Annotated in this window: 19 protein-coding genes; 2 read left to right on the forward strand and 17 right to left on the reverse strand. The window is 72.6% G+C overall.

Translation table 11 applies throughout. The features are described 5' to 3' along the window. Positions 1 to 23: 23 nt before the first annotated feature. Genes ACGRHY_RS27635 through ACGRHY_RS27655 form a run of 5 tightly spaced genes read right to left on the reverse strand, consistent with a single transcriptional unit; the run spans position 24 to position 4,804 of the window. Entirely contained in the window at positions 24 to 1,058 is a 1,035-nt protein-coding gene (locus ACGRHY_RS27635) for a phosphotransferase enzyme family protein (RefSeq protein ID WP_394638381.1), read from the reverse strand. A 38-nt stretch (positions 1,059 to 1,096) separates the two neighbouring features. After that, on the reverse strand, positions 1,097 to 1,885 hold the full coding sequence (locus ACGRHY_RS27640; RefSeq protein ID WP_394638382.1) for an AP endonuclease: 789 nt from the start codon (positions 1,883 to 1,885) through the stop codon (positions 1,097 to 1,099). Further along, the gene (locus tag ACGRHY_RS27645) at positions 1,882 to 2,775 is read right to left on the reverse strand and encodes a hypothetical protein (RefSeq protein WP_394638383.1); all 894 of its coding nucleotides are present in this window, start codon (positions 2,773 to 2,775) and stop codon (positions 1,882 to 1,884) included. Before ACGRHY_RS27645 ends, ACGRHY_RS27640 begins: the two co-directional genes overlap by 4 nt. Beyond that, entirely contained in the window at positions 2,772 to 3,680 is a 909-nt protein-coding gene (locus tag ACGRHY_RS27650; protein ID WP_394638399.1) for a hypothetical protein, read from the reverse strand. The genes ACGRHY_RS27645 and ACGRHY_RS27650 overlap by 4 nt, the downstream gene beginning before the upstream one ends. Beyond that, positions 3,680 to 4,804 (reverse strand): hypothetical protein, encoded by a 1,125-nt coding sequence (locus tag ACGRHY_RS27655; RefSeq protein ID WP_394638384.1) that lies wholly within the window; start codon positions 4,802 to 4,804, stop codon positions 3,680 to 3,682. Before ACGRHY_RS27655 ends, ACGRHY_RS27650 begins: the two co-directional genes overlap by 1 nt. A 212-nt stretch (positions 4,805 to 5,016) precedes the next feature. Here ACGRHY_RS27655 and ACGRHY_RS27660 point away from each other — a divergent pair, with 212 nt between their 5' ends. Beyond that, complete coding sequence (locus tag ACGRHY_RS27660) at positions 5,017 to 6,327, forward strand: helix-turn-helix transcriptional regulator (RefSeq protein WP_394638385.1); 1,311 nt, start codon at positions 5,017 to 5,019, stop codon at positions 6,325 to 6,327. A 207-nt stretch (positions 6,328 to 6,534) separates the two neighbouring features. Here ACGRHY_RS27660 and ACGRHY_RS27665 read toward each other — a convergent pair whose 3' ends face one another. The 11 genes from ACGRHY_RS27665 to ACGRHY_RS27715 all read right to left on the reverse strand — a co-directional run bounded on the left by ACGRHY_RS27665 (position 6,535) and on the right by ACGRHY_RS27715 (position 18,659). Next, positions 6,535 to 8,550, reverse strand: coding sequence for an ABC transporter ATP-binding protein (locus ACGRHY_RS27665; protein WP_394638386.1), 2,016 nt, complete (start codon positions 8,548 to 8,550; stop codon positions 6,535 to 6,537). Next, positions 8,547 to 9,713 carry a protein-L-isoaspartate O-methyltransferase family protein gene (locus ACGRHY_RS27670; protein WP_394638387.1) on the reverse strand — a complete coding sequence of 389 codons (1,167 nt, stop codon included), beginning with the start codon at positions 9,711 to 9,713 and terminating at the stop codon, positions 8,547 to 8,549. Before ACGRHY_RS27670 ends, ACGRHY_RS27665 begins: the two co-directional genes overlap by 4 nt. Positions 9,714 to 9,881: 168 nt before the next feature. Then, the gene (locus ACGRHY_RS27675; protein ID WP_394638388.1) at positions 9,882 to 11,393 is read right to left on the reverse strand and encodes a phosphotransferase; all 1,512 of its coding nucleotides are present in this window, start codon (positions 11,391 to 11,393) and stop codon (positions 9,882 to 9,884) included. A gap of 156 nt (positions 11,394 to 11,549) precedes the next feature. Then, positions 11,550 to 11,882, reverse strand: a complete 333-nt coding sequence (locus ACGRHY_RS27680) for a hypothetical protein (RefSeq protein WP_394638389.1) — start codon at positions 11,880 to 11,882, stop codon at positions 11,550 to 11,552. Continuing rightward, positions 11,875 to 12,855 carry a GNAT family N-acetyltransferase gene (locus ACGRHY_RS27685; RefSeq protein ID WP_394638390.1) on the reverse strand — a complete coding sequence of 327 codons (981 nt, stop codon included), beginning with the start codon at positions 12,853 to 12,855 and terminating at the stop codon, positions 11,875 to 11,877. The genes ACGRHY_RS27680 and ACGRHY_RS27685 overlap by 8 nt, the downstream gene beginning before the upstream one ends. After that, positions 12,852 to 13,709: a polyamine aminopropyltransferase gene (locus ACGRHY_RS27690; protein WP_394638391.1), complete on the reverse strand. Its 858-nt coding sequence runs from the start codon at positions 13,707 to 13,709 to the stop codon at positions 12,852 to 12,854. The genes ACGRHY_RS27685 and ACGRHY_RS27690 overlap by 4 nt, the downstream gene beginning before the upstream one ends. Continuing rightward, entirely contained in the window at positions 13,699 to 14,472 is a 774-nt protein-coding gene (locus ACGRHY_RS27695; RefSeq protein ID WP_394638392.1) for a methyltransferase domain-containing protein, read from the reverse strand. Before ACGRHY_RS27695 ends, ACGRHY_RS27690 begins: the two co-directional genes overlap by 11 nt. Beyond that, on the reverse strand, positions 14,469 to 15,161 hold the full coding sequence (locus ACGRHY_RS27700) for a hypothetical protein (protein ID WP_394638393.1): 693 nt from the start codon (positions 15,159 to 15,161) through the stop codon (positions 14,469 to 14,471). The genes ACGRHY_RS27695 and ACGRHY_RS27700 overlap by 4 nt, the downstream gene beginning before the upstream one ends. Then, a complete protein-coding gene (locus ACGRHY_RS27705; RefSeq protein WP_394638394.1) occupies positions 15,158 to 16,720 on the reverse strand; it encodes a Rossmann-fold NAD(P)-binding domain-containing protein in 1,563 nt (520 codons plus the stop codon). Before ACGRHY_RS27705 ends, ACGRHY_RS27700 begins: the two co-directional genes overlap by 4 nt. Beyond that, the gene (locus tag ACGRHY_RS27710) at positions 16,720 to 17,559 is read right to left on the reverse strand and encodes an endonuclease/exonuclease/phosphatase family protein (protein WP_394638395.1); all 840 of its coding nucleotides are present in this window, start codon (positions 17,557 to 17,559) and stop codon (positions 16,720 to 16,722) included. The genes ACGRHY_RS27705 and ACGRHY_RS27710 overlap by 1 nt, the downstream gene beginning before the upstream one ends. Next, a complete protein-coding gene (locus ACGRHY_RS27715; RefSeq protein ID WP_394638396.1) occupies positions 17,556 to 18,659 on the reverse strand; it encodes an aldo/keto reductase in 1,104 nt (367 codons plus the stop codon). Before ACGRHY_RS27715 ends, ACGRHY_RS27710 begins: the two co-directional genes overlap by 4 nt. Positions 18,660 to 18,733: 74 nt before the next feature. Here ACGRHY_RS27715 and ACGRHY_RS27720 point away from each other — a divergent pair, with 74 nt between their 5' ends. Next, the gene (locus tag ACGRHY_RS27720; RefSeq protein WP_394638397.1) at positions 18,734 to 19,354 is read left to right on the forward strand and encodes a hypothetical protein; all 621 of its coding nucleotides are present in this window, start codon (positions 18,734 to 18,736) and stop codon (positions 19,352 to 19,354) included. Between the two features lie 43 nt (positions 19,355 to 19,397). Here ACGRHY_RS27720 and ACGRHY_RS27725 read toward each other — a convergent pair whose 3' ends face one another. After that, positions 19,398 to 20,936 (reverse strand): B12-binding domain-containing radical SAM protein, encoded by a 1,539-nt coding sequence (locus ACGRHY_RS27725; RefSeq protein ID WP_394638398.1) that lies wholly within the window; start codon positions 20,934 to 20,936, stop codon positions 19,398 to 19,400. Positions 20,937 to 23,922: the final 2,986 nt, after the last annotated feature.

The raw sequence follows: 23,922 nt of genomic DNA on the forward strand, positions 1-23,922 counted from the left end.
CCGCCCGCCGGGCGAGGGGTGGGTCAGCGGTGGCGTGCCACCTGGGTCAGGGCGGCCTCGACCTCGTCCAGCCGCTCCAACAGCCGCATTGATGCGGCGTGTCGCAGCAGCCAGAACTCATCCAGGTCGTCCTGGAGCAGGCCGGGCCTTAGGTAGTGCTGTTTGACGCCGTACAGGCTGGTCAGCAGCTGCAGCAGGGCCGCGCGGGCGCAGGCGGTGACATCGGCGGTCGGCAGGTGGGGGTTGGTCTCCAGGTAGGCGGCCACGAGACGGGTGCCGGAGGTGATCCAGTCTTCATCCAGCACGACGGTGCGGACGTCGAAGGCGATGCGGCCCAGTTCATAGGCGGCCAGGAACGGGTCGGGCGGCAGGAAGTCCAGCACCGCGGTCAGCTCGTCGCCGTCGAAGAGGAGGTTGACTGCGGAGTAGTCGCCGTGCAGGACCTGACTGGTCAGCGGCGGTAGGCCGGCGAGCAGGTCGGGGATGCGGGGCAGCACCGCGTGCCGCTCGGCCAGGGTGCGCAGTGCCTCCTCGTCGAAGGTGTCCTGCTGCGCCCGCTCTCCGGCGATGCCCAGCAGTTTGTCGATCGTCTCCTCCAGCCGTCCGACGTTCGGGCGCATCCACTTGTCCAGTTTCGTCGACGGGCGGCGGCCAGCGGGGTGGTCGGCGAACGCGTTGTGGAGGCGGCCCAACACCGCTCCGGCGGCTCGTTGTTGCACAGGGTTCAGGCCGTCTTGGACCACGGTGCCGGGCCTCCACTCCCATACCGAGACCGCCACCGGGCCGCGCTGAGTGATGTCCTGCCCGCCGATCGAGGGCAGCACGGACGCGACCGGCACCCGGTGCTCACCGGCCAGTCGGCTCTGGCCGATCGCCGCCTGCTCGGCGGCCAGGTCCGCCCCGCTCTGATAGTGCTTGACGAACAGCACACGGCGCCCGAGCCGGGCGCGGTAGTTGACGGTGACCTGACCGATCGGCAGCCGCTCCAGCAACGCGCCGGGCAGGCCGTAGGCATCCTCCAGCACCTCGGCGATCACGCGCGCATCCGGGTTCGACACAACCCCTCCTGATTACTTTTAGTGACAGGTTAGGTACTTTACGTCCTGTTGAGGGGTGAGGCGGTCCGCTCCGCCCACCAGGCACGGGCGGCCTGGTAGCGCGCCAAACACGCCGCAGGGGTGCGAGGTTGACCGGTCCACTCCACGGCGACCTCGATGTCCTGACCACGGGCGATCCGCGCGGCGGCCAGCGCCGCGACCCGCTCCCGGCCAGGCCGGGCGAGCCCGGCCCCGTCATCGGACAGGTGCAGCACACCGGTGGCGTCCAGCACCCGCTCCAGCGCCGCGTCCGCTTGGCTTCCGGCGGAGGGCAGGGCGGCGGCCAGTTGGACGATGTCGGCCAGCAGCCGCAGCCGCGGCCGACGCTCCAACAAGATGTGCAGGGTCTCCAGCGCGGCCGGGGTGAGCCAGGCGGGGTGGTGGAGTTCGACCAGCACCGGCACCGCCGGCGCTGGCATGTCCTCCTGCGGCAAGGGTGGTCGGGGCACGGTGCGGCCCAGCAGCCGCACCCACCCCGCGCCCAGCACCGCGGCGGCGTCCGCGAGCCGCTCCAGCTCGGCCCGGGCCCGCTCCCGCACCGTGCGGGAGGGAGCGAACACCTCCCCCACGTCGATGTCGCCGGTCACCCCGGTGACAGGCACGCCGGCCTGTCGCGCCAGGTGCCGCCAGTGGTGCAGCGTCTGCCTCGGCTGCCCGGTGAGATCGCAGCCGCGTGGTCCACCCCGCAGGTGCACGAACGGGATGCTCTCACTCCCGGCCCACTGCAGCAGTTCGGGCACGCGCAGGCCGCGCACGCCGATGCTGTACAGGCCCACCGGTGTGCTCACGTGTCCCTCCAGTCCAGCAGCAGCACCGGTTCGGCCGGGCGGCCGGGTGACTCCAGCAGGGCGAACAGCTCCGGTGCCCGCGCGCCGGGCACGGTCCGGCACCATGCGGTGGCCAGCGCCGGCTCCAGGTGGTCGGTCAGCCAGGTCACCGCCTGGGTGAAGGCCTTCTGGTAGGTGTCCGGAGCGGTGGGGGCGAGCTCGTGCATGCCCTGCACCGTCCATCCGCCCCGGTGCACCGGCAGTGCCGGTAGCGCGGCCTCCTCGTCAGGGGTGCCCAGCAGGCCGAGGACGCCGCCGGGTGCGGTCAGGTCGGCCGCGCGCCGTGGGAGCCCGGCGGCGTCGATGACCAGCTGTGTCGGCTCTGCGGCACCGGGGGATACGCAGGTGACGCCTGGGGCGCGGCCGATCGGCGGGTACCGGCGCGAGGTCACCACCTGGATGCCAGTGGCGCCGCGGCGCCGCAGCTCCAGTACGCAGCCCAGCGCGACGGGGCCGGAGCCGACGACCGTCACCGTCGACAGGTCCGTCGCGGGCAGCCGGTCCAGGCCCAGGCAGGCCATCTGCTGGAACCGGGCCAGCGCCACCAGGCGCGGCGGCACCTGCGGTGGGGCGGTCACCGCGCCCGGGCAGGCCGCGTCGAAGGCCGCACCGTGCGGTACCGGGGCCAGCACCCACCCGGCCGCGTCGCCTGTCCGGCCGAGGGTCATGTAGCCGGCCTCGCGGTCCTCGCCTGCCAGGTGCCGTCGCTCGGTGCCTGGGCTGATCACACTGAACCGGCCGGCCACCATGTCCGGCTCGGGCGCTGCTGCCGGCAGCAGCCGGGCGCGGCCGGCGCCGACGCGGAGACGAGCACCGGCATACCGGCGCCGCCCGCGCATCCTCCCGGTCATCGACATCCTCCTTCTTCCGCCGTCGTGTTCCGTAAGGGCGTGTGGGTCAGGTGTTCGGCCTGGTCGGCGATCGCCTCCGGGGTTCCCCACACCGCGTGCAACGGCAGGTGATCGGCCAGCGCCCGCACCCGGGCCAGACGTCGAGCGGCGTCCGGATCGGTCTCCAGACGGCGCAGCACCAGGTCGCTGTGGTCGAGGAGGCGCTCCAGCAGGTGGCCGCTGGCACGCCACCACACGGTGGCGGCCGTGTGCGCATCCAGTGCCTCGACGGCCGCGTGCCGCGCCTGCCGGTCACCGTCGACGTCCACTGTGAGGGCTGCCGTCACCGGCACCGGTTCCGGTGCGGCCCCGGGCTCCGGGGTCGGCAGCCCAAGGAGAACGGCCAGGTCCGCCCGGTGCGCACCCGCCTTCGGCAGCGGGAGGTCGGGAAACCAGCGGCGGGTCGGTTCCCGGCGGGCGAGGAATGCGGACGTGCCGCCCAGCACGCGGGGCACAAGCGGGTGACCGGAGCAGTCCAGAAGAGTCACGTCCCCGGCCCGTATCTGCCAGCCCCGCCGGGCCAAGGCCAGGGCCACCAGGGTCTTGCCCGCTCCGTGTCCGCCCAGCAACACCACGGCCCACCCTCGCTCCGGGTGCCGTAGGGCGACAGCGTGCGCGCACAGCGTCCCGTGTGCCAGGTGCAGCAGATGCAGATGCGCGTTCAGCAACCGCCGCGCATCCCCCGCTTCCGCGCCGTCCGGGAGCCGCACCGCGGCCGGCCCGGCACCGGGGCGTAGATCGCCGGGTGCCACCCCGGGCAGATGCGGCGCGACCTTCCCCCACTGGGCGGCGAGGGAGCCATCCGCCCGCACCAGCAGGCTCCGTCCGGCACTGGCCAGTTCATACGTCCGCTCTCTCGCACGCATCACCGCAGGTTCCCCAGCTGGGGAATGACGCCGTTCAGGGCCTGCCACACCGGCGCCGTCGGCAGCTGCCCGAGTGCCACCCGCAGCGCGGCGACCGGCACTTGGCGCAGCAGCCCGTCCAGCTCCCGCCCCGCGGCCGCCTGCTCCGCCAGACGCGGCCCGCCCATCAGCCCCAGCGGATCGCTCACATACAGCAGCTGCTCGGCGATGTCCGCCGCTCGCGTCACGGCGTGGTGCACGGCGGCGATCTCCGCCCGGTGCGCCCGGCTGCTGCCAGCGGCCGCGCCGGCACCCTCCACGAGCACGGCCGAGCCGAGCGGCACCGGCAGCGCGTAGGCGATTCCCAGAGCCGCGCGATGCTGCGCCGGTGTGTACAGGATGCGGTCGCGGGCCACACCGTCAACGACCGTGCGCTGGCGCCGCCCGCCGCCCGCGGCGAGTTCCGCCGGGACCGCGATACGGGTCGGCCACCCCACCACCATGCCGCCGGGGCCGATCAGCACCAAATCGTCGGCCAGGAAGCGAGCACCCAACTCCCGCACGGCACGGTGGGCGAGCGTGGACTTCCCGCCGTGCCGGTCGGCCAAGAACACCAGCGCCGCACCGTCGACAGCCACCGCCGAGGCGTGCAGCATCCTCCACCCCGACGCCAACAGGCGGGAGGCGAAGAACACCCGGGCCAGCCAGTCCGCCCACCGCACCCCCACTGCATCCCCTGGCGCCACCCGCAGCCGCGTGGTCCGCCGCAGCGCGTCGACCTCCATCACCACAGGCGCCGCACCAGGCCGGTAGCGGCCCATGACCCGCATCACCCCGCCGCTCATGCCCGCCACGGCCAACTGGCGACCGCCGTATGGCAGACCGAGCACCAGGCGGCCATCGAAGGAGACGGAGTTCCCCGCAGTCTCTGCTGACCCGTGCTCGTCCAGCACAAGACTCCACTGCGGGTCTGTGGCAGGTCCCTCGATGGCGCAGGCCGGGACCAGCATGCCCACCACCGACTCCAGGAGATGAGGCTTTTCGGCCAGGACACGGAGGCGGAAGTCCCCCAACGTCAACGTGACCTGCTCGGCCGCGGCCGACATCTGCGCCACAGCGTGGTCCTGCACGGCGTCAACAGCCATGAAATGGATCCTTTCGGGCAATCAGGAGGTGCGACATGGAGGAGAGCCGTAAGGGAAGCGAGTCGGCTCGCAGAAGAGAAGAGGCGGCCGGCCGATCAGCCGATTACAAGACAAGATCTGTTGCTCGCACTACCGTCGGCCTGTCATCCCCCTGTCATCCCGCTTCTTGTGAAATGTCCTCGCCGGCAGTCGCCGGCTGCTGTCATGAGGGGGTGGACGACCTCATCCGGCACCCCTTGGCGTACGCGCGGCGGCTGCGCGACTGGTCCCAGACCGATCTCGCCCACCAGGTGCGAGCGGCCGCCCGGCGCCGTGGTCTTCGGGCTGGCACCACCCGGCAGCGGGTGTCGCTGTGGGAGCAGGGCACCACCCCGGATGCCTTCTCCCAAGAGCTTCTGGCCGACGTCTTCGGGGTTTCCCACGACCATGTGTCCGCAGTGAGCTGGCCGCACTGGCTGCCCGGATACGACGCCCTCGCCCCCTTGGGGAAAGGGCTGACCATCACCGTCTTGAGAGGGGCCGCGCAGATGGCTGTCGACCGCCGCGCCTTTTTGACCTTCGCCCCGGCCGCCCTGGGGTCCCTCGCGTGGCAGTGGGCCGCCCTCGATCCGGCCCTGGCCGCCGGAGCCGTCGGCCGCCGCCAGGTCGACCTGGCGTTCGTGGACTGGCTGGAGTCGGCCGCCCGGCACCTGACCACGCTGCCGACCGCACACCGCCAGCACACCGGCCCGCTGCTGGACGGGCACCTGACCACCGTCGTCGATCTGCTGGAGCACGGACGCTACAGCCCCACCACTGGCGCCCGGCTCCATGCGCTCGCCGCCGCGCTGGCCCAGACCATCGCCTGGCACCGCTTCGACAATGAACACCATGCAGCTGCCAGCCGGTACTGGCACGCCGCCGTGCACGCTGCCCACCAAGCCGGCGACACCGACCTGGGAGCCGGGGTGCTCTCCGACCTGGGGTACCAGCAGATCTGGCTCGGACGCCCCCGCCCGGCCGTGGAGATCCTCGACCACGCGCTGTCACGCACCGCCACCGCCACCGCCCGCTCTCTGCTGCTGGTGCGCAAAGCGAGGGCGCACGCCATGCTGGGCGAGGCCCGCGACTGCTACCGCGCCCTGGCGCTGGCCGAGAATTCTTTGAACACCGCCTCTGGGGAGGCTCCTGCGTGGTGTGCATGGATGGGTCCGGCCGACCTGGTGGTGGACACCGGGCGTTGCCTGAGCGATTTGGGTCAGACCCGCCGAGCCCACGAGCAGATCAGCGAAGGGATCCGGCTGCTGCCGGAGGCCAGGAACAAGACCAAGGCTGTGTTCTTCGCCTACGAAGCCGGCAGCGCGCTGGAGCACGGCGAGGCCGAGCAGGCCGCTCACCTGGCCCGTCGCTCCCTCCACCTGGCCCGGCAGATGGGTGCCTCCCGCTGCGTTCAGCAGATCCGCAGTCTGGCCAGCGAGCTCGCGCCACACCGCTCGGTCGGCGGCGTCGATCGGCTGCTGCACGACCTGGCCACAGCGAGCTGATGCAGACGCTCGTGGTCGGCGCCTGCGGTCGCGGCCGCCTCTGGCGGGCGGCGGCAGGTGCTCCTTGAGCAGGGTGCGCTCGGTATCGGACAGGGCGCGGAAGCCCTCTCCCCGCGCGTAGTGGACATTCCAGGAATCGGGGTTGTCGTGACTCATGAGTGAGCGGCTCCTGATAGGTCCGGTACCGAAGAGAGGTGGTGGCGGTGGTCACCTGCGGTCGGCGGTGGAGGCTTCGGTTTGGTAGGCGGCAGCTTGGAGGGCGAACATCTGGGCGTACTCGCCGCCCAGCTCCATCAGCTCGTGGTGGGTGCCGGACTCGGTGATCCGGCCGCTGTCGAAGACAAAGATCTGGTCACAGTCGACCACCGAGGCCAGGCGGTGGGAGATGAGGACGGTGATGCGGTCCTCCCGCCGCCGGCCGTGGAGGACGGCTTGGTAGACGGCGTGTTCGGCGCGGGGGTCCATGCTGGCGGTGGGCTCGTCCAGCAGCAGGACGGGGGCGTCCTTGTACAGGCCGCGGGCGACGGCGATCTTGGCCCACTGGCCGGCTGAGAGTTCCTGGCCGTCCTTGAAGCGTTTGGACAGCAGCGCGGCCCAGGTGCCGGGGAGGGCGGCGATGACCTGGTCGGCGCCGGAGGCGACCGCGGCGGTGTGGGCGCGCTCAGGGTCGGCGTCGGTGAGGGTGCCGCAGGAGACGGTGATGTTGGCCAGGGCGGAGAAGGGGAAGCGCACCGGGTCCTGCAGGACGGCGGCGACGCGGGCCTGGAGGGACTCGGCGTCCAGTTCCCTCACGTCGGTTCCGTCCCAGCCGATGGTGCCCTCGCTGGGGTCGTAGAGCCCGGCGATCAGGCGGGAGCAGGTGGACTTGCCCGAGCCGTTGGCGCCGACGAACGCCACGGTCTGCCCGGCCCGCAGGGTCATCGACACACGGTCCAGCGCGGGGGTGTCCTTGCCGGGGTAGGTGTAGGAGACGTTGGTGAGGGTGATCTCCCGCACGGCGGGTGGTGCGGGCCGTCCGGTGCGGCGGGGCAGCAGGGCGCGGCAGCGCTCCATCGTGGACAGCAGGTCGTCGACCCACAGGGCGTGCTCGTAGACCAGGTGGGCGACATCGACCAGCCGGGTCAGGGCCCGCTGGCCGGTCTGGATGGCCAGGGCCGCCCCGGCGCCGGCGGCCAGGGGAAGCCAGCCGGCGATCAGCATGGTGCCGAGCGCGAGGTAGGTCAGGCCGGTGCCCATCCCGCCCAGGGTCCGGCCGAACAGGTTGGTGACGGCGGCGCCGGTGCCCAGGCGGGTGTCCTCGGCGGCGATGAGGCCCGTGATGCGCCGGTGTTCAGCCAGCAGGGCGGGGGCGGCGGTGTCCGAGCGCAGCTCGGCGGCTGTGTCGCGGTCCAGCAGCAGCCAGGAGAAGAGTCGCACCCGGCGCTGCATGGCGTTCCACCGTGTGAAGGAGGTGAACCGGGCGCGGGAGGCGTGGATGGCGGCCGCTCCGACCGGCACCACCGACAGCAGCAGCAGCGGCAGCAGCACCGGGTGCAGGACGGCCAGGACCGAGGCGGTGCCGAGCAGGCCCAGGGATGCGGAGGCCAGAGAGACGATCTGGCCGACGATCTGCCGGGCGTAGAACAGGCCCCGGTCGTGGGCCCGGTAGATCTCGTCGTGCCAGTCGGCGTCGTCGACGGCCTCCAGCCGCACCTGCGCGGTCAGGGACAGAAACTCTGTCTCCAGCGCGGTGCGGATCTTCGGGGTCAGTCGGGCCTGGCCGAGGGCCACCCCGGTCTCCAGCAGTCCGCGGGCGGTGAAGAACGCGACCACCAGCAGCAGTTGGGGAGCAGCGGCGCGCACCCGGTCCGGGGTGGGGCCGTGGGCGAACAGCTCCTGGAGTACGGCCACCGACGCCATCAGCCCGAAGGCCGCCATGGCCGCGGACGCCAGTTGCAGCGCCACCACCGCCGCCATCGCCCGGGGATCGGCCCGCCAGGCCAGAGCGCCGACCTGGCCGGTGATCCGCGGCAGCCGCCCCAGCAGCTGCCGCACGCTCGCCTGGGCCGCGGCCCCGTCGTACACCGACCAGTAGGCCTCTTTCATGCCGTCGGTGAGGCCCTCGCTGTCCGGGCTGGGCGGGAGGGACGCCGGAGGCAGAGGCAGTGACAGCGCTCCGCCGTGCTGACGCGGAATGCCCGGCGCTTCCATAGCGGGTGAGGTGGTGTTCATGGTGTCCTTCATGCGCGGCCTCCGTCCTGCGGCGCCGACGAGGTGGGCAGGTTCCAGCCGATGGTGTCCGTGCCGTGTCCGGCCTCGGCGTGCTGGCGGCCGTCGGGGAACTCCAGCCGGTAGGTGTCCGGCCGCCCGGCGCGTACCCACCGCCGGTGGATCTCCTCGACCTCGGCCCAGATCTCCCGCCGACCGCCTTCCTCGATGCGCCAGGTGCCGGGTCCGTCAGGAGCGGCCCGGGTCCAGGAGGCGTCGCCTGGGGCGATGAGGGTGAGGTGGTCGGCGGTGAAGTCCCGCACCACCCCGGGGGCGAGGTGAGAAAAAGCCAGCCAGAAGCCATGCGCGTCGGTTTCTGGAGGGGGCACGTCGGTGGTGCGGCGCCGGGCAGGCTCCTGGCTTGCCAGGTGGCGGTGGTCTTGGACGGAGAGCCAGCGGTGGCCGGCCACCGGCCGGTGCCCGCACTCCCGCCCCTCCAGGACCGCCTCGAATCCGTTGCCGGTGCGCCGCACCAGGCACTCCCCGGGCCAGCCGGGCGAGGCGGTGGTGATCGTGGTGAGCAGCCGGCCGCCCTCGGCCAGCTGCTCCAGCCAGGCGGGCGGGATGGACGGCACGGCGAATGTCGACAGGATCCGGTCGTAGGGGCCGCCGTCGGCGCAGCCGGCCAGACCGTCACCGGCCACCACCCGCACCGGAAGGCCGTGCTCGGCGAGCCGTCGGCGGGCGGCGGCGGCCAGGTGCCGGTCGGCCTCGACCGTGACCACCGCGCCGGGGCCGAGGAGGTGGGCGGCCAGGGCGGCGGTGATCCCCGCGCCGGTGCCCAGCTCCAGGTAGCGCAGGTCCGGCCGTAGCTCCAGGCGCTGGAGGGTGTGGGCGGTCATGGCCACCACGCTGCTCAGTCCGGTGATCGCACCACCGGTCACCGTCCCGCGCCGCTGGGCGGCCAGGTCTTCGCCGTCGTGCTGGATGAGCACCGAGCCGCCGCCGTAGATGACTTTCAGCCACTCGGTCTGATCTTCTGGATGGGCGCCGTCCAGCAGCTGCCACACACCCGGCTGCGCGCCGGGGGCGTTGCGGCGCACGTACGCCCGCGGCAGCAGTACCTCGCGCCGCACGGCCAGCAGCGCGGCGCACACCAGCGGGTCGTGCAACTGGCCGTCGGCTTCCAGGCGGGCCACCAGGGCCGCTCTGGCGGCCGCGGCTTCCAGGCCGTTGTGATCTGCGGGGGCGGGGTGACCGTTACCGACGGGCGGGGTGGCAGGGGTGGGCGGTGGGCAGGAGTGCACAGGCAGACCTCCGGCAAGGTGAAGAACGGGCACAGGACGGATGGGGGCTTGGTGCGGCGGTCAGGTCGGGCGTCTTCGGGAGTGGGCGAGCCGTGCGGCGGAGCCGGCCCGCCGGTGGGCGTCCACCAGCCGGGTCAGCGCGTCGTGGGCCTGGGCCGCCTCGTCCGTGGCGCCGCAGGTCTTGGCCCACTGCAGGTCGTCCAGAGCGGCCAGCGCGGTGAACGCGGGCAGCGCCCGGGCCTCGTCCTCGGTCAGCGGGCGTCCGTAGCCCTCGAGGAACACCTCCCGCAGCGCGGGCCGGACCGCCCACGGTCCGGCCGCCAACGGGGCGAGATCCGCCACCGCGATCCCGATCTCGGAGCGTTCGAAATCGATCACGCCCAAGCTCTCGCCGCGGGCCTGCCACAACCAGTTCCGCGGCCGGAAGTCGCCGTGCCGCCAGGCCACCGGCAGCCGACTGGCCAGGTCGCCCACGATCTGCCGGCTGCGGTGCACCAGCTCCCGCTGCTCGCGGGTGAGCAGATGACCGGCCCGCCCCAGGTGTGCTTCGGAGCGGGTGACGGCGCGGTGTGCGGTGGCGTCCACCTGCTGCCGTGCCCGGGAGACGCGCAGAGCTGCGCCGTGCAGTCGGCGCAGCAGCCGCCCCGCCGCACGGTGGATGGCACGGCTGTCGGCAGTAGCGGAAGGTAGGTGGTGGACCAGGGTGCCGGGCAGGGCAGAGACCATCAGCGCGTGCAGCCGCGGCTCGTCGGCCAGCAGACGCGGAGCACCTCCGGGCCACAGCCCGGTCAGGGCGCGGCGGTAGGTGTGGATCTCGCGCTGGAAGTGCCGGGCGGTCGGAGCGACCTTGACGTAGACCGTGGTGGCGGTGTCGCCGCACCGTACGCGCCAGACCCGCGAGGTGGCCCGCGGCCAGGACACATCAGTGACCTGCACCGCCTGGCCGCACTGGGCCATCAACCACCTGCGCAGGTCCTGCGGCATGTCCGTCCCAGCATCACCTGGCCCGGCAATATCGCACCAGCCGGTTCCCTGAACGGTGGGCGCTGTACTCCCCTCGCGTACCGTCACCGAGTCCCTTCCTCGACTGGCGCGGGAGTGGGCAGCGCGACAGCCTGGTACGGGGCTTCGGCGGCCGGCCAGCCCAGTGCGGTGAAGGTGCGGCCGGCCCGGACGCCGTCCAGCGCGGTGCGGGTGTAGGCCACCAGCGGCGTTGGCAACGAGTCCCAGGCGAACCAGCTCCGAGCACTTGTCCGGCTCGGCGATGTACGGGCTGCCCTGCCAGGCATGGACGCGGAAGAACATCTGCAGCTTCGGCACGCTGTCGCCGCCGGGGTCGAGCATGGGGACGGTGTGGACCAGCTCCAGGTCCTCTTCGCGGATGATGACGGCGAGTTCCTCGCAGCCTTCGCGGGCCGCGCTGGCGGTGGCGGACTCGTACTCCACACCGCCTGCCGGTACGTGCCAGGTGTCGGGGGCGTAGAGCGCGTCCGGGGTGCGCTTGCCCAGCGGGATGCGTCCATCGCGTTCGAACAGCAGATGCGCGCCGATGACACTGGGGGTGATGGCCAAGAGGTCTCCTGAAGCAGCGTGTTCGTGCAGGTGATCGGTTAACGAGGACCTGTCCGGGCCCGTCACGCCATCAAGAGGCGCAACCCCGGTCATGGGTTCGAATTTGAGTAGTGAGGGCGCCGGCATCCCGGCGCGGCACCCGCTGTGCCGCATGTGTCAGGGATCCGGGGCGAGGAGGGCCAACCGCAGGAGGGCGGCGGCCAGGGCCACGGGGAGGGCGTACCACCCTCGACGCGGCAGTCGGCCCCTGACGCCTGACCAGGTCAGCAGGGCGGAGGTGGCGGCAGCCATCAGGGCGAGGCCTGCCGGGACGCCGGAGTGGGCGACCACATCCCGCTCCCACGGGGAGGCGTGCCCGGCCGCGTATGCCAGGGCCACCAGGTACACCGCCACCAGGTGCAGCAGCATCAGGACGGCCGCGCTCAACACGGCGTCGATGCGTCTGGTGATGAGGCGTCGCTTGCCCGGCAGGCCGGTGGGGCTACTCATCGGCGTTCCTCGCTCGGGCTGCGGTCGGGGCGTGCCAGTAGCCGATCGGGGCGGTAGTGGTGAAGCCCAGGGCGGTCAGGCAGTCGGCGACCGGTTGGTGGTGGTCGGGGATGACCGCGCGGGCGGTGGCCGCGCCGAGGCGGTGGGCGGCCGCCACGGCGTGGGCGGCGGCCTGGCGGCCGGTGTCGAGCCGGTCGGGCGTCAGGGGTGGCCGGAGCAGGAGGTCGCCGAGGAGGGCTTCGGCCGGCTCGCCGGGAGTGGTGTGGGCCAGGGGGTAGACCAGGGCGGCGGCCAGGAGGCAGCCGGTGGAGTCGTGGGCGAGGGTCAGGCAGTGGGGGGTGTAGCGCTCGTCGGATCGCCAGCGGTCCCAGGCTCCGGTGGCCGCCGGGGCGGGTTCCTCGGGCCGGGCGGCGGCATACAGCTGCCCCAGTGGCTCGGTCAGGTCCTCCCCGGGGCGCGGAGCGCGCAGGGCCACCATGGCGGGATTGGCGGGCGGCGCCGCCGGCAGGGGCAGGGTGGCTTTGAGGAGGGTGGCGCCAGCAGTGGGTTGCCAGTGGTGGCGGGTGAAGAAGGCACCGGCGGCGGTGCGCTGGGCGGGGATCTCGGCGGTGGCCGCGGTGCCGGGGAAGGCGGCGATCGGCTCAGCGAGGGTGTGGAGGAGGCGGGTGCCCAGGCCGCGGCGCTGGTGGGCGGGGTGGACCAGCGGGCCCCACAGGCGCCCGGTCCCGCCGGGGGCGGCCGAGTGGCGCAGCGCGGCGGCCGCGATCAGTTCCCCGCCGGTGGTGTGGACGGTGGCGAGCAGGGTGAGGGCGGCCGCCTTGCTGGGCGGGCGGAGCCGGGAGCGGACCAGGGCGGGGGTGATGGGGCGCTGGTCGGGCCAGCCGTGGATGCAGGCGTAGCCGAGGGCGGCGAGCTGGTCGTCCAGGCCGGTGCCGGGCCGGTAGGCGGCGAGTCGGGGGTTGGGGTAGGTCATGGCAGGCTCCGGGGGGCTCGGGCGGCGATGCCGACGCAGGTGCTGCCCTGCCCGGCCCGCACGGTGGGGGCCAGGGCGAGCGTGAGGGTGGGCGGGGTGCGGCGCAGGTAGCAGCGCACGTCGCCGAACACGGCCGTGAAGGCGGCGCGGACCTGGCCGGGGGCGGTGAAGGGGCTGGGCCGGGAGGGGCGGGCCAGGATCTGGCCGGCCAGGTGGCGCCGCTGGTCGGCGGGCGCCGGCCACAGGGCGCGGGCGGTGGCGGCCTGGAGGCGGCGGCCGATGCGGTCGTACTCCAGCACTCCGGCCGCTCCGGCGATCCGGGCGGTGTAGAGGACGAGCCCGCCGGGGGCCAGCAGGTCGGCCAGCCGGGCCAGGAGGGCGGTGCGGTCGCCAGGGGCGGGCAGCAGGGACAGCAGCCCATCGGTGACGATCACGTCGTACGGTCCGGTGCATCCGGCCAGGGCCGGGGCGCGGTCCAGGCCGGTGGTGAGCGTGATACCGGTCCGGCGGGCGTAGGCGGTGGCCAGGTGCAGCGGGGTGGGGCAGGCGTCGATCAGGTGCGCCTCCAGGTGCTCGGGGGGAAGGAAGCGGGCCAGGGTGGCGAGCATCGCCTCATCCGAGGCGCCGCAGATCAGTACCCGCACCCGGCCGTGTGCGGGCAGGGGATGGGTGGTCAGGGCGCGCTGGTAGAAGCCGGTGTGCCAGCCGGGGTGCCCCTTCAGCCCGGCACGGCGGAAGATGCGCCAGCTCGCGTGGTAGGCGAAACAGCGCTCGGTGCAGTGGCGGCGGGCAGTGGCCACGACCGCGGGCAGCGTCAACGGGAAGGGCACGGGGGCGGTCACCTCACTGCTCACGGTGGGCGATCAGGTGGAACAGGCGGGCGATGTCCCGGTACGGAGAGCGGCATCCGGCCTCCCACTCCAGGTCAAGGATCTCGGCGAAGTCGGCGCCGGCCGGCTCCTCACCGAGGTGGTCGGTGAAGCACCGCACCCCGTACCAGGCCGTCACGTTGACTCGGTGTTCGGCCAGCCAGTCCTGGAGGGCGGCGCGCGGGGTGCCGCGGCTGACCGCGCCCAGTCGGCCGGTCTCGGTCCGGTCGGTCAGCGCACGGCGGGCGTCGGCCCAGCGCCGCTCCAGTGCCGGCCGCATCGCCATCGCCTCGGCCGATTTGGCGAGGATCGAGAGCGTTCCGCCGGGGCGGGTGCAGGCGGCCAGCGCCTCCACCAGCGGGGCGGGATCCTCCAGATACATCAGCACCCCGTGGCACAGCACCGCGTCCCAGCCGGTCCCGGCCAGGCGGGGGGCGTCCTCGCCGCGGCCGTGAAGGAGGCGGAGCGTGCCGGGCGTGTCCTCGGAGCGGGCGGCCCAGGCGTGTTCGGCGCGGGTCAGCATGGCCGGGTCGGGGTCGAGGACGGTGAGGTGGTGGCCGCGCGCGGCCAGGGCGCGGGCCTGGATGCCGCTGCCGCCGCCGATGTCCAGGATCCGCTGGGGCCGGGCGGGCAGGTGGTGGGCCAGGGCGCGGGTGACCAGGGCGTGCCGCAGGGCGCCGCGCAGATCTTTGCTGTGCTCGGTGTAGGAGGCGGCGAGATCGCCGCCGGTGGTCCAGGAATTCGTCATGCGGGGGCCTCCGTCAGCAGGTCGTGGAACAGGCCGGGGTGTTGGTAGACCAGGCGGATGGACAGGTAGCGGCCGCCGGCCAGCAGGTCGGCCAGCGGCCGCCAGGCGGGCACGTCCGGCGGCAGGCCGAAGCGGGCGCGCTGCTTCAGGTGCAGCAGCCCGGTCAGACGCTCCTCGAAGAAGGCCTGGTCGGGCAGTGGCGCGCCGAGCCACTGCTCGGCGGCGAGGCGGGGCAGCAGTTCCCACACCACGGTGGCCGTCTCATGCCCGTGGGGCGGCCGGGCGGCCCACACCAGGTGCGGCAGCCGCACCGCCTTGTCTGGGACCGGCGGCGGAACGAGACCTGGGCTGCAGGGCCCGACCGGACGGCCGTTGCGGCAGGCGGTGAGGTGGTCGGCGAAGGCCAGTGCCAGCCCGATCTCGTGCGGGACCGCTCCCCCGGGACGGGCAGGGAAGGCCACCGCACCAGAGGGTGAGGCGGATGCGGCCAGGGCGCGCTGCGCGGCCTCGGCCACGCCGTGGCAAGAGATCCACCACACCGCGGTCTCGGTACGGGGCCGGAACCCGGCCATGTCGGCGCCGTCCGGCGCCTGGTCGCAGGCGACCGTGTAGCCGGGGCCGGTCCGCACCTCGCGCAGGATCAGGCCGAGGTCGGCCAGGGCGAAGCGCCGCTCACTCTCGCTGGTCACCGGTTGCCCTCCTGGGGGCCGAAACGGGCGTAGTAGCGCTCCAGCAGCCCGCTGCCCTCCAGCACCTGATCGGTGCGCGCCACGTTGTGCCCGGGCGTGAAGCCGTGACCGTCGGCGGCGAGCGTGACCGCGCCGACGATCAGGGAGGCCAGCACCAGGTCGGCGTACTTGTTGGGCAGCGACTCGGCGTAGTGGAAGTTGATCGGGTAGCCGTCGGCGATCACCGTGGCGGTGATCTGCTGCGGCAGGTGGAGACGGAACCCCAGCCGGCCGGCGTCGCTGACGGCGGTGGCGGCCTGCCGCATCTCCTCCAGCGCGAACTCCCGGTCGCGGGAGGTGACCGACACCAGGTAGCAGTCCCGGTGCAGGGAGGCGGTGTGCTCACCGGCCAGAGAGGTCCGGCCGGTGGAGCCGACGATGAGCAGCGGCCGGTGCTCCTCCAGCAGCTCGGTGACCACCGGGCCGGTGGTGAACCCGTGCTCCATCGCCGCCACCAGCGCGGCGGTGGAGCGGTCGTGGACGGCCACCCGCATGCGGCGGGTGCGCAGCACCTCGGCGAGCTGGGCGCCGATCCGCCCGAACCCCAGCACCAGAGCCGCCTGACCCTCGAACTTCTCCTGCGGGAGCAGCCGGACCAGGTTGCGCCAGGCCGCGTCCGCGATCCCGTACGGCTCGATCGTGGCCTTCAGCCGGGACTGCGCGACGGAGAACACCGGCACCGGCAGCCGGTCGCCGTAGGGCTGAAGTTTGGTGATGCCGGACATGGTCTGCTCCACCAGCCCGCAGAAGGCATCCAGCAGGTCAGGGCGCTGCTCGATCAACACCGGCAGGGTGTAGCCGCCGTCGTCGACCAGCAGGCCGCGCAGCCCCATCTCCCGGGCCCGCCGCGTGTGGTCTGCCAGCGCGTCGGCGGCCTGCTCCCACGGCCACACCCGCACCCCCAGCGCGGCCAGATGCGCGTCGACCCGGGCGGTGTGCAGGTAGCGGTAGCCCTTGTCGAGCACCGTGATGGCCTGGGCCGGCACGCCCAGCCGCATCACGGCGTCGACCAGCACCAGAAAGTCCGACATGTGGTGGACGGTCAGCACCGGAGCGATACCGGTCAGGGCGCCGGAGGGCAGGTGCTCGGGCAGGTGGTGGGTGAGCGGCATCTGCCCGGCCAGCTCCGCGCACTCCAGCGCCGTGAACGGTATCCGCTCCACCGCATCCAGGAGCCGGTCGGCGGTCTCCTGGGGCAGTCGGCCGGGGTCCTCCAGCAGGACGGTGAGCTGAACGGTGCCGGCCGGGCGGGAGCGGGGCTGGGCCGGCGGCCCGGCCAGGACACGGATGCGGGCCCCGTCGGCCAGATGCGCGGTCAGGCCGCCGGACATCGGCTCCACCGCGGCGACCGGCACCACCTGCCCGATGGCGTCCATCACCTGCCCGGGCAGGGCCGGGACGTCCTGCGGGTGGGTGCGGACCTCGACGGTGTGCACCGGGACGGTGGGCCGGGGCGCGGCGGGGCCGGGCTGGCGCGGGATGGCCGCGACGGCGGGCGGAGTGTGGGCGACAGAGCTCATCAGGCAGGCTGCTCTCTGGGCGTCAGGCGCACGGTCAGGGTCAGGGCGGCGTGGTCGCTCAAGCCCTCCCGGCGCGGGGTGTGGTCGTAGGCGCAGTGGGTGATCTGGTCGCGGTGGCCGGTGGTGACGAAGGCGTGGTCGAAACGGAAACCGCGGCCGGAGCGGCCGAACCAGGAGTGGTCGGCCGCCTGCGGGTGCAGGTGCCGGAAGGCGTCGGTCAGGCCGGCGGCGGCGAAGGAGTCGTAGAAGGCGTACTCCCACGCCCCGAACACCGCGTGGTGCGGGGTGTGGCCGGGCTCGACCACGTTGAGGTCGCCGGCGACGATGACCAGTCCCCCGCACTCCTTCACCAGGGCGGGGAGCGCGGCGGTGACCGCCTCCTGGAAGGCGCGCTTGGCCTCGTTGCGGCGCTCTTTCGGTCCGCGGGAGGGCACGTACAGGCCCAGCAGACCGAGGGCGTGGCCGCCGATCGTGACGGCGGCGGCCGGCGCACGGTGCGGCAGGTACTCCACCGTGCTGGGCAGCGCGCGCATCGCCGCGGTGCGGGAGGCCAGCACGGTGCGGTAGTCCGGGGCGGCGGGTCTGGGTTCGATCACGGTGGTGTATCCGTGGTCGGTGAGGGCCTGGATGAGGGCCTCCCCGCCGGCGGTGGAGCTGACTTCGGTGAGGACGACCAGGTCGGCGCGGTCCTGGGCGGCGATCCACGCCACCTGGCGGCGGGCGCGGGCCGGGGCGGCGTGCTGGGTGTTGAACAGCAGCACCTGCGCGGCACCCGTGGCGCCCGGGCGGGGCGGGGCGCCGGGGTTCAGGAGAGACAGCTGCCGGTCTGCGGTGGTCATCGCTCGGTGCCCTTCTCATCGACGAAGACCTCGGTGTGGGCGTCCAGGGCCTGCTGGAGGCGGCCGGTGATCTGACTGATGAAGGCCAGGTCGTCGGCGGTGAGCTCGGCGTCGAGGGGAGCGAGGTTCTCGGCGGCCTGTTCGGGGCGGGTGAAGCCCACCAGGACGGCGGCATGGTCGGCCTGGCGGAGGCAGTAGTGCACGAAGACGCGGGCCAGCTGCCCGGGCGCGTGGCCGAAGCGGTCCCGCAGCGGCGCCAGGTGGTCGTGGACGATCGCCAGGGCGCCCGGGGTGAACCAGGCCTTGCGCAGCCGGTGGTCCCCAACACCGAAGACCGGTGGCCGGCCGGGGTGGTGCTTGCCGGTCAGCAGGCCCTGCGCGAGGGGCTTGTTGACCAGCACGCTCGCCCCCATCGAGGCGGCCAGGGCGAAGATGTCCGGCCGCCCGCCGGCCGGAGGCGGGGTGAGCGCGTTGAACCGGGCCGCCAGGTAGTCCGGCCGGATCACCTCGGCCAGGTGCGCGAACCGGGCGTACTTGTCGTCGCGCTGCTGCTTGGGGACGGTCAGGCGCTCAGTCGCGAAGCGGTGCGGGCCGCGCATCCCGATGGTCTTGATCAGCCCTTCGCGCTGGAAGGCACGCATCTGCGCAACGGCCGGCTCCAGGTAGCGGTCGTCGGGGCCGAAGTCGGAGTGGTGGAAGAAGTAGATGTCCAGGTAGTCGGTGCGCAGGTTCTCCAAGCTGGTCTCCAGCTGGCGGCGCATCGCCGCAGGCAGGTAAGAGTGGGCGGCGGTGCCGCGGAAGTAGCCGACCTTGCTGGAGAGCACCAGGCTCTCCCGGGGCACGGTGGCGGCGAAGTCCCCGATGATCCGCTCGGAGTGCCCGTGGCCGTACACGTCCGCGGTGTCGATCAGGTTCGCCCCCCGCTCGTAGGCCACCTCCAGGCCGCGGCGGGAGGCGGCGTCGTCGGCGGTGGACCACCCCATCGGCAGCCCGAGGTTGTGGCCGGGCCCGCCCAGGGCCCAGCCGCCGACCCCGATCGGGTGCACGCGCAGTCCGCCGGCCAGCGTGCGGCGCGGCACACCGGGTGACGCAGTACCCACAACGATCACCTCTTTCTTCTCTTTCCATCACAAACAGGGGCGAGAGTGGAGCGGGAGTGGCTAAGGTGCCGGACGTGACAACACAACACCCCGCCACCGAGCTGGATTTGACCGCGATCACGCGGAAGGGCTGGGCCGACCGCGGCGACTTCTCCGACGCCGAGTTCGCCCGCGCGACCGCCTTCTACAACGCGATGCGCACCCACGACGAGCGGCTGCACCGCGTGCGGGCCGCCGCCGCGGACCGGATCGAGCAGTGGACCGGCCACGCCCCCCGCGACGTCGGCTCCTTCGGCACCCGGCTGAACCTTCAGACCTCCGACCTCGACCTGGGCATCGGCTACCCGGTCGAAGACCGCGACCGGCTCAAGGAGGTCCTCGCCGGTCACACCACCTTCCTCGGCGAGCGCCAGACCAGCTTTGCCACCTCCCGCCTGGTCTTCTCCTTCACCCTCGACGGCATCGAGATCGACCTCAGCGCCCTGACGGTCGACGACTTCACCGTCGCCTGCCGGATGCTGGACCAGATCGACCAGACCATGACTCGCGAAGAGCGCATCGCCCACACCTGGGTCAAGCACCTGCTGCGCTCCTCGGGCCGGCTGGAGGAGTACGCGGCCTGGAAGCTGGTCACCTACGCCCGCTTCTGCGACGAGTTCAACTGGGTGCCGATCCCGGAGAAGACCGGAGCCTGATCCAGCCGGTGCCCCGCCCGGTCGGCGGGGCACCGGCACCCGCTCACGTGCCACAGGGGTCCGCCGCGTTGATCAGGTACCACGTCGCGGCCAACTCCCACCGCTGGTGTTCCCGGCGCAGCATCACCGCCTGGTCGCCGCGCAGCTGCCGCCCGACCCGGTCCACCACCGGCGCCATCTGGCCGCGCAGCACCTCCACCCGCGCCTCCAGCGCCGTCTGGATCCGGCTCGACAGCTCCCCGGCACCGGGGCGGCCCGGCGCGAAGCCCTCGATGGCGGCGATCATGTCGCCGAGCACCGCGTACGCGGCGTCCTTGAGCACCACCCGGGCCTGCCGCACCGCGTGCCGGGGGGCGCCGTCGAGGACCTTCTCCAGGCTCTTGAGGGTGTAGTCCAGCGCGAAGTGCCGGTCGATCCACCGCTGCGCCCAGCTACTGGCCACCCCGATCCGCCAGTCGGCGTACCGGCACGCCACCCGCCCCATCAGCGGCTCCACCTCACCAGTCAGCCCGGCCCGCTCCGCAGTGCGGGTGTAGGCGGCGCCGACGAGGCACTCCATGGACACCAGCATGTAGGAGATCCCGGTGTGCAGCGGCCGCCCGGCGGCGTGCTCGGCGACCCACGCGGCATCGCGCACCCCGCGCACCACCTCCACCGCCGGCAGGCCGGGCTGAGGGCGCAGCAGCAGGTCGGTGCGGCCCTGGAAGGCGTAGGTGGCCTTCAGCTCCGCCAGGCTCATCAGCGGATCGAAGGTGATGTAGGTGTAGCGGGTCGGAATGCCCAGCACGGACAGCGTCCGGATCGCCAGCGCGTTCTGCTCGCCGCTGGTCTCCTTGTTGAACCGGTCCAGGACAGAGTCGACGCCGGACTCGACACCGAACAGCATCCGCCGCAGCCCCCGCGCGAGCAGTGTGCGCCACATCTGCGCCCGCTCCACATGCCAGTCCTCATCCCGGCCGAGGTCGGCCACCTGGTCGACACGGCAGCTGGACTCCCACCGGAAGCCGGCACCGTGCACCAGACGGGCCAGCTCAAGCACCCGCTCCACCGCCCCGTCGCCGCGGCCGATGATCTCCTCATCCACCAGGTACAACGTCCGCGAGACGTCGGGGTAGCGGTCGAAGACGGCCCGCATCTGCTCCAGCATCCACGGCAGCTTCTGCGGGGCGGCGCCGGCCCAGCTGCCCTTGTGGCCCCGCGGGCAGAAGCTGCAGAAGTTCGTGCAGCCCCGGCTGGTCTCCAGTTGGGCGACGCCGTGGTGCTCGAACGTGGCGGGCAGCAGATCGAGCTCGGGCAGGATGTCATCGGCGGTCTCGCGGGCGACGGGCTTGGCCGTCCGGCGTGGCCGGCCGATGGCCAGGGCCCCGCCGCGTGCGGCGCCGTTGAATCCCAGGCCGGGCACCTCGCTGCGGTCGAGGTCGCCGTGCCAGTGGGCCAGCAGCCCCTCGGCGGTGGCCTCGCCGCTGCCCCGGGCGACCAGCAGATCCGGGTAGCGCTCCAGCAGCAGGCCCTCGTTGCGGGCGGTCAGGCTGCCCCCGACCCACGACCATCGGCGGGGCCGGCAGAGCGCCGAACGCCCCACTCTCAGCAGCAGCGTGTCATCAAGATTCGTTGCTGCCCGAACCGATCGCCGCAGATGCCCAGGAGGTCCGGCGGGGCGGCGGTGCATCTGCTCGAGCCAGACCCTCCAGTGGTTCGGCGCCTAACTGCATGTCAGGTCAGGGTCACCGTGCCCATGAGAAGTGCTCCGTTCTGCGCGGCCCCGCGCCACATCGGAGATCCCCAGCGGAAAAGCGGGGGCAGCGGGAAGTGCTCGGGTGGTAGAGCGCGCCCAGCAGGCACATCGGGCCGCCGCAGCCGCCGCTCCGCCGCCTCTGATCATGTGAGCAGGACCGGCGACAGCCACAGAGTCCGGCAGTCGGCGATTCTCCACCCAGGCCGCCGCGTCCACGCCGGCCCGCCGTACGGGGTGCCGTCGGCAGGCCCGGACAGCGTCAAGCAGGCCCACCAGGGCGCCACGCCCGGCTCTCCTTGCAGCAGCACCAGACGTCGCTCCAGCAGTGCCCCGCCACCCGCACCCGGCGCCGTGCCCGCGCAGGTGCCTCCTCAGGCGGGTCGCAGGCGGCCCGGATCGATCAGCAAGCGACCTCCAGCGCCTGTATGGTCTCGTCGTCCAGTGGCCGGCTGTCCGGCAGGCGGCCCCGTACAGCGCAACGCCAGTCGGCGACCCGGATGGGCGACGTCTCCGTTTCGTCCACGGTTCATACTCCTTGTTGAAAGAAGGGAGATGTCGTGGCGCTGACCGCCCGGCTTCCACGAAAAGGCAGGCATGAGTCGGGCCCCGAATTCGGCAAACAGAAAGTGAGCGAGCTATGCGCAGAGGGCACTCCGCGTCGAACCCGTGGCCATACGGCCCGGGTGGCTCCCGCTCGCGCCCGTTATTCCCCGGGAAGCCACGGAGATCGTGGGCAATGGCAGCGCAGCGCGTGTCCTGGGATGACCTCTAGAAAACAGGCACCGCTGCGCTCAGCGCGCTGGCCCGCTTCGCTGAGAGGGAGCGCGGAGGAGGCTCTCCGCGAGGCGCCCGAGGCGGTCAGCCGACAGGGCGGTGCTCGATTCAGGGGACGTGGTCTGAACGCCCTGCGCGCGAAGTTGTCCAACCATGGCGTCCATGCGCGGGTAGATCCCACTCCCTGCCGGCGAAGCGGTCCCAAGGTCCGTTGCGCAGCGGAGCAGCTTCTCGAAGAGCCGCCGTGCTCCATCGTCACGCGGCATCCGACTCAAGTCGCTCAGGGTCTGCTGTGCGGTTCCAGCCAGAAGGAGCAGGCCCAGCTGGATAGAGCAGCTCCTCCGTACGCTCTCCCAGCCCCCGTTCACGCCCGGACATACGTTGCTCAGCGCCCGTCGAGAGGATCGGGGGATAAGTCGCCAGCACGAGCCGTCCGGTATGGACAGCTCGCGCTTGGAATGGCCTCCGATGGGTTTTGCGATGACCCGCCTTGTACGTCCGGGGCAGAGCCCCACCTGCGGAACGATCAGCGACAGGGAGGCGTCCAAGCTCCATTGGACCCGTTAGACTGGCGTGAAGGTGTTCGCTCGGGTCGTAGCCGTTCTCGCAGACGTCGCGGTGTATCTTCAGTCGCGGCAGCGCGCGCTCCACCGCTCCAGCGGGCCGTCCGCGCGCCGACTCGATTCAGGCGGATGGTGCGGATCACCGCCGTCCAGGCCTACCTTGGAGTGGACGAAGTGGCGGCGGGCGGGCCGCGCACCTTCCCATATCCCCTTCGTCCAAGGCTCCATCCAGTGCTCGCTCGAAGGTTAACGTGATGAGTTTTGGTCTGCAGGGAGGCGGCGGTGCTCCTGAGGGCTCGGCCTTGCCTGGCGGGCCAGTTGTGCGAGGGCCTCGATGACCTCGCCGATAGACGTCGAGCTGAGAGGAAACTGGAGGCCGGCGCCGTTGCCGACCCGCATCCGGCTGGTAGGTTCTCGTAGACCGGCAGCCAGGACAGCTCCGTCTCGCCCAGCTCAGCGCTCGCGGCGATTGCCGTACATGATATGCAGGTTCTCCGGGTCCCGGCGACGCCCGGCTGCAGCCACCCTGCGGCCGCCCAGGCCAGCGGCCTCGCTACCGGCTAGCCGACGTTGCGCGAGCAGCGACAGAAGGTGTCGCCGCGTCCGCAGCCAGGTAAGGGCAGGTATAGTCCCATGCGCACACGCCGATGTGCTCGGGCCGAGCGGTGTGGGGCCGCGACGATGCCGCCGGTCGGCGCGTAGGTGAGCGCCCTTGAGCGTGATCAGGAGCGGACCACCGCTGCTCCGGTAGGCGGCCGTGGTAGACTGCACATGGACGCACCCAGGTCGCGCCAGAAGTCCTCGGTCGCCAGTCAGGACGCCTCCGGCTCCCGCCGGCACGCCGGGGGAGCCTGTGGCGAGGGCTGCCAGCTGATGGTCATCGGCCACCCGGTCGCCGCTCGACGGGATTTGAAGGCGGACGTAGGTGCGTCAGGTTCCTCCCGTAGGGTGTCGGCCTCGGTGTCCACCCACACGGAGTCCGGCCGGCGAACGGCGACGGTTGCTGCCGATCCACCTTGTGCCCCCACGACACCACCCAGCCGTAGACGAGAACCGCATCACGCAGCGCCGAGCCGCATCGGCACGCGGCCCGCTGACGCCCTCCACGATTGCGGATGAGCTGCGGCGCGTGGTGCTCGCCGGCGGCCGCATGAAGTCATCAACCACGCACCGTCCCGCACGCGGGGTGTACCCACTCGACTCAGGACCAGGAATCGCTCCCAGGTAGCCGCGGCGGCATGGCAGCCAGCCGGCTCCTGGCCGCGGGGTGGCGGGCCCAGGGCCAGAAGCGGCTCCTCGCGTGCCCAGGGCCCGGCGAAGACGCGGTGCGCAGGTCGCACCTGGGCAGACACAGCGCCGGTTCCACCGTCTGACGGCGTCCTCCGGACAGACCATGGCGGCGGTCTGCCATGATCCCCGATATGAGTGCGTAATCCTCGATTGCGCCCGGCACATGACAGAAGCTCGTCCCGTTCGGTTGCGGTGCGCTCCGGCCC

The organism is Streptomyces shinuiensis, from assembly GCF_043660855.1.
In the GTDB taxonomy this organism is placed as follows: Bacteria; Actinomycetota; Actinomycetes; order Streptomycetales; family Streptomycetaceae; genus Streptomyces.

Excerpts from the sequence above, each read along its gene's own strand:
- ACGRHY_RS27645 (WP_394638383.1), bottom strand. The coding sequence starts at position 2,775 with ATGACCGGGAGGATGCGCGGGCGGCGCCGGTATGCCGGTGCTCGTCTC.
- ACGRHY_RS27665 (WP_394638386.1), bottom strand. The coding sequence starts at position 8,550 with ATGAAGGACACCATGAACACCACCTCACCCGCTATGGAAGCGCCGGGC.
- ACGRHY_RS27650 (WP_394638399.1), bottom strand. The coding sequence starts at position 3,680 with ATGCGTGCGAGAGAGCGGACGTATGAACTGGCCAGTGCCGGACGGAGC.
- ACGRHY_RS27710 (WP_394638395.1), bottom strand. The coding sequence starts at position 17,559 with ATGACCACCGCAGACCGGCAGCTGTCTCTCCTGAACCCCGGCGCCCCG.
- ACGRHY_RS27685 (WP_394638390.1), bottom strand. The coding sequence starts at position 12,855 with ATGACCTACCCCAACCCCCGACTCGCCGCCTACCGGCCCGGCACCGGC.
- ACGRHY_RS27680 (WP_394638389.1), bottom strand. The coding sequence starts at position 11,882 with ATGAGTAGCCCCACCGGCCTGCCGGGCAAGCGACGCCTCATCACCAGA.
- ACGRHY_RS27655 (WP_394638384.1), bottom strand. The coding sequence starts at position 4,804 with ATGGCTGTTGACGCCGTGCAGGACCACGCTGTGGCGCAGATGTCGGCC.
- ACGRHY_RS27695 (WP_394638392.1), bottom strand. The coding sequence starts at position 14,472 with ATGACGAATTCCTGGACCACCGGCGGCGATCTCGCCGCCTCCTACACC.
- ACGRHY_RS27705 (WP_394638394.1), bottom strand. The coding sequence starts at position 16,720 with ATGAGCTCTGTCGCCCACACTCCGCCCGCCGTCGCGGCCATCCCGCGC.